Origin of the sequence: Chthonomonas sp. (assembly GCF_035294165.1) — a bacterium.
In the GTDB taxonomy this organism is placed as follows: Bacteria; Armatimonadota; Chthonomonadetes; order Chthonomonadales; family Chthonomonadaceae; genus Chthonomonas.
In genome coordinates this window covers 1-4165 of the sequence record NZ_DATGLN010000062.1, presented here as the reverse complement: position 1 = coordinate 4165, position 4165 = coordinate 1, and the positions used below count along the sequence as shown (strand labels likewise).

Genomic DNA, 4165 nt, shown 5'->3' with positions numbered 1-4165 from the left:
TACCAACATGTTGGCGTTATTGTAACCGTAATTCTCCGCCCCACTCACATTATCCTGCTTTGTTAACCGATTGCCCATCGCATCGAACGTGTAGCTCTGCGTCTCCCCATCCCCGTAGTTCACGCTCACCAAACGGTTCAGACAGTCGTAACCGTACTGCTCCGTGCGCACGTTCCCACTGCCATCGGTTATCTGGTTGGTCAACCGTTGCCGTTTTGTGAGAAACGCGAAAGGGGCAAAGTGCCCCAAGGTGAATGCCTCTATTATAGAGACACTTGCCAGAATTGTCAAGCGTTTTTATATGAAATTTTTGTTAAGAACGCGGAACGATGCGGTGAAGAGAAGCAACAGCCTGTGTCCCTAGCCTATGGAGATTTGCCAACATGGGACGTATTGTGACCAAACATGTTTCCAATGCGGAGAGAGGTTTCCACCGTTGTTCAAACCATGCCCAAATAGGATAGGTTTGATTCCTGCTTCTTCAAAGGCTAATTTCACGTACAGGGGTAGGTTTTGTGCCTACCCCTACATCAATTTGCCTCTATCGGCCAGATTGGGTGCTCGATCATTGTGCCTGTGGGTAACTGCTCAAGGCCGACGGTGCTACACACGGCATCTTTCCCTCAATAGGTATAGGGCACCTTACCGCCCTCGCATGGCTGCCAAGCGGTCTTGTGTGTCCATCCTTGTGCTTAACCCAAATGCGGAGTTCCACGGGCATCGTTTTACTGGAGCCAAAGTATTGATTTGTCGGCAGTTACCACTCCGCCCCCACAAGGGGGCGGAGTAGTGCGAGGTTTCGGGTGCGCCTCTAGGAGGGCAGTAGCTGCTGCTTGCGTCGCTCTAAAGCTTCGCGCTTGGCCTGCCATTCGGCTAAAGTCGCACGCTCCTTCTCCACAATCTCCGGCTTGGCTCGCTCCACAAACTGAGGGTTGTTGAGGAGTCCCTCCGAGCGGGCTATCTGCTTCGCTACCGCCTCCAGCTCCTTTTCAATACGCTCCAGCTCTTTGGTGCTATCCACCTCATCTCCCAAACAGAGAAGCACCTCTAAACCGGCCAGCGCTTCGGCAACCCACTTTCCTTCACGTTGCTGCTGACCGGAGTGAGCCTCACCCAGAGATAGCCTACTAAGCCGCGCCAGCGCTTGGATGATGGGCAAAGCCGGCTCCAGAAGAACGCGCAGCTTCTCTTCAGAGGGCACTATCGCCCCTTCCACGCGCACCGAAGCCGGCACGGAAAACTGGGCGCGAAGATTGCGCAACGCCCGTACGACCTCCTTAATCCGCTCCATGCCGGCACAGGCCTCCGCATCGAGAAAAGCCGGCTGGGCCTGTGGGTAGGGCGCCAGGCAGATGGTATCGCCGGAATGGGGCAACCGCTGCCATATCTCCTCGGTAATGAAGGGAATGATGGGGTGCAGAAGGCGAAGCGTGGTCTCCAACACTTGGGCCAAGAGGGTGCGCACAACATCGCCCTCCTGCGGTTGTTTAAGCCGCAACTTGGCGATCTCGATGTACCAGTCGCAAAAGTCGTCCCAAAAGAAGTGATAGAGGGCGTGGGTCGCATCGTCCATATCGTAGTTGGCGAGGGCGGTGTTTACCTTTGCAATGGTCTCGTGGAGCCGTGATAGTATCCATCTGTCCTCTATTTTCTGCAGGCTATGGGGAAACACTTCCCCGTGGTGCCCATCCGTACCGATGGCAGAGAGAACGAAGCGGGAGGCGTTCCACAGTTTGTTGCAGAAGGTGGCGGCGATTTCGGTGCGCGCCGCACTGTAGCGAATATCCTGGTTTTTGCCGGCCTGCTGCATAAGGGAGAAACGGGTGGCGTCGGCTCCGAAGCGGTCAATTAATTCGACGGGGTCTACGCCGTTGCCTTTGCTCTTGCTCATGCGCTCCCCTTTTTCATCCAGCACGGTGGCGTGAATGTAGACATCGCGGAAGGGGATGATGGCGCGCTGCTTGCCGTCCTCCTCCAGCAATCCGTCGGCCTCGGGGGTGCGATCGGCCGGCCGTTTAATGAAGTCAAGCCCTGTGATGATCATGCGGGCAACCCACAGATAGAGTATCTCCTGCGCGGTGGAAAGCAGGTTGGTGGGGTAGAAGTAGGTAAGCTCCGGCGTCTCGCGCGGCCATCCGAGGGTTGCGTGAGGCCACAAAGCCGATGAGAACCAGGTGTCGAGCACGTCCTCATCTTGCCAAACGTTCTCCGTGCCCAGCTTGGCCACCGCCTCTTCACGACTGCGGGCGAAGGTGTGTTGGCGCTCTCCTCCTTCTTCGGTCCACCACACCGGAATGCGATGCCCCCACCACAACTGCCGACTGATGCACCAATCGCGGATGTTTTCCATCCATCGCAAATAGATTTCGGTGTAGCGTTCGGGAATGAAGCGGATTTTGCCCTGCTTCACCACCTCGATAGCGGGCTGGGCAAGCGGCTTCATCCGAACAAACCACTGTTCGGAAAGCAGCGGCTCGATGACCTCGCCACTGCGGTCGGAAATGGGGGTTTGGATGGTGTAGTCCTCTATTTTTTCAAGGAGGCCTAGAGCCTTCATGGCCTCCACCACTTTCGCTCTGGCCTCGTAGCGGTCTAGCCCGGCGAATTCGGGGCCGGCGGCTTCGGTCATGCGGCCCTCTTTATCAATAACCACGATTTGAGGCAGGTTGTGGCGCAGCCCGCACTCGAAGTCGTTTAGGTCGTGTGCGGGAGTTACCTTTACGGCACCGGAACCGAACTCCGGCTTGGCATAGTCATCGGGAATAAGCGGGATAAGCCGATCCGTGAGGGGAAGCCGCAACAGGCGTCCGAAGTGAGGCTTATAGCGAGGGTCATCGGGGTGGGCGGCCACCGCGGTGTCGCCTAGCATCGTCTCCGGGCGCGTGGTGGCGATGGTAATGAAGCCGTTGCCATCGGCAAAGGGATAGCGAAAGTGATAGAGTTTTCCGGGTCGTTCCTCCACGTTAACCTCGATGTCGGACACGGCGGTTTGCAGCTTCACGTCCCAGTTCACCACGCGCGTGCCGCGATAGATGAGGCCGCGTTCATACCACGAGCCGAACACCGTCATAATGGCCTCGACGTAGGAAGGGTCCATGGTAAAACGCACACGCTGCCAGTCGTAGGAGCAGCCCAGCTTCTCAAACTGATAGTAGATGCGGTTCCCGTACTGCTCGCGCCATTGCCAGCAGCGTTCAATAAACTTCTCTCGCCCCAACTGCTGGCGTGTGAGGCCCTCCTTCTCCAGCTCTCGTTCCACCACGGTCTGCGTGGCGATGCCGGCATGGTCGGTTCCCGGCAAACAGAGGGTGCAAAAGCCGCGCATTCGGTGCCAGCGGGTAAACACATCGAGTATGGTGTTGTTGAGCGCGTGGCCGATGTGCAGACTGCCCGTGATATTGGGTGGGGGGATGGTAATGCAGTAGGGCGGGCGCGACGGGTCTGGCTCTTCATGAAAGAAGCCCATCTCCTTCCATCGCGCATACCATTTCCCCTCCACTTGGGAAGGGTCGTAGCTTTTCGGTAACTCCGTAGGCAAGGCAGAACCTTGTATTGTCATCGTCCTCAACTCCTCCACACTTTCAAAAAAATGGCGCATGAAATAAGCCCGCGTCGTTTCCTCTTTGAAGAGGAAGGACGCGGGCCTAATGTTACCCACGCGGTACCACCTTCCTTCCCGGGCTTTCAAGCGAAAGCTCGGGCGCTTTGGGCGCGATAACGGGCGCACCCGTCGCGCCTACTCAAACCCCTAACGGAAAGGGTTCTTTGGGCGACGCAACTCCGAGGCGACGTTCGACGCGGCCACATCGGGAAGCTCTCAGCATATGCCTCCCTCTCTGTAGATGCGCCTGCGTCTACTCCTCCTCTTCTTCGTCTTTCACCATAACGGAATAGGATACTAGTTCTTTATACGGCGGCTGCGTTACGTTTGTTGGCGAGGGCCTCGGAGCCGCACAACTTGCCGCACAAGCCTCTGTACACAAGCCCCTACCGTTCTGCGTTTCTTCGAGCGGCAGCGGCTACGGCCTCCCAACCGCCCAGGCGATACATGGATTTGCCGCACACGGCACAGTACCCCTTAAGGTCGTATCGCCCACGGCGATTGCACACCTGAATGGCATTCTGCATTTGGCGCTTGGTTCGACAGTGCACGCAGTAGCCGATA

3 protein-coding genes and 1 other annotated feature are annotated in these 4165 nt (G+C 57.1%); all 3 genes read right to left on the bottom strand.

Translation table 11 applies throughout. From position 1 onward, the window contains the following. On the bottom strand, window positions 1-249 hold a 249-nt coding region (locus VKV29_RS02830; RefSeq protein ID WP_324199784.1), incomplete at its 3' end, for a hypothetical protein. 562 nt (window positions 250-811) lie between these two features. Next, window positions 812-3559 carry a valine--tRNA ligase gene (locus tag VKV29_RS02825; protein ID WP_324199783.1) on the bottom strand — a complete coding sequence of 916 codons (2748 nt, stop codon included), beginning with the start codon at window positions 3557-3559 and terminating at the stop codon, window positions 812-814. A 70-nt stretch (window positions 3560-3629) separates the two neighbouring features. Continuing rightward, window positions 3630-3880, bottom strand: a binding site (T-box leader). Between the two features lie 107 nt (window positions 3881-3987). Then, window positions 3988-4152: a DUF5679 domain-containing protein gene (locus VKV29_RS15355; RefSeq protein WP_414647337.1), complete on the bottom strand. Its 165-nt coding sequence runs from the start codon at window positions 4150-4152 to the stop codon at window positions 3988-3990. Between the last annotated feature and the right edge of the window lie 13 nt (window positions 4153-4165).

What these genes read in the sequence shown, in the direction of transcription:
- VKV29_RS02825 (WP_324199783.1), bottom strand. Translation starts at nt 3,559, where the DNA reads ATGACAATACAAGGTTCTGCCTTGCCTACGGAGTTACCGAAAAGCTAC.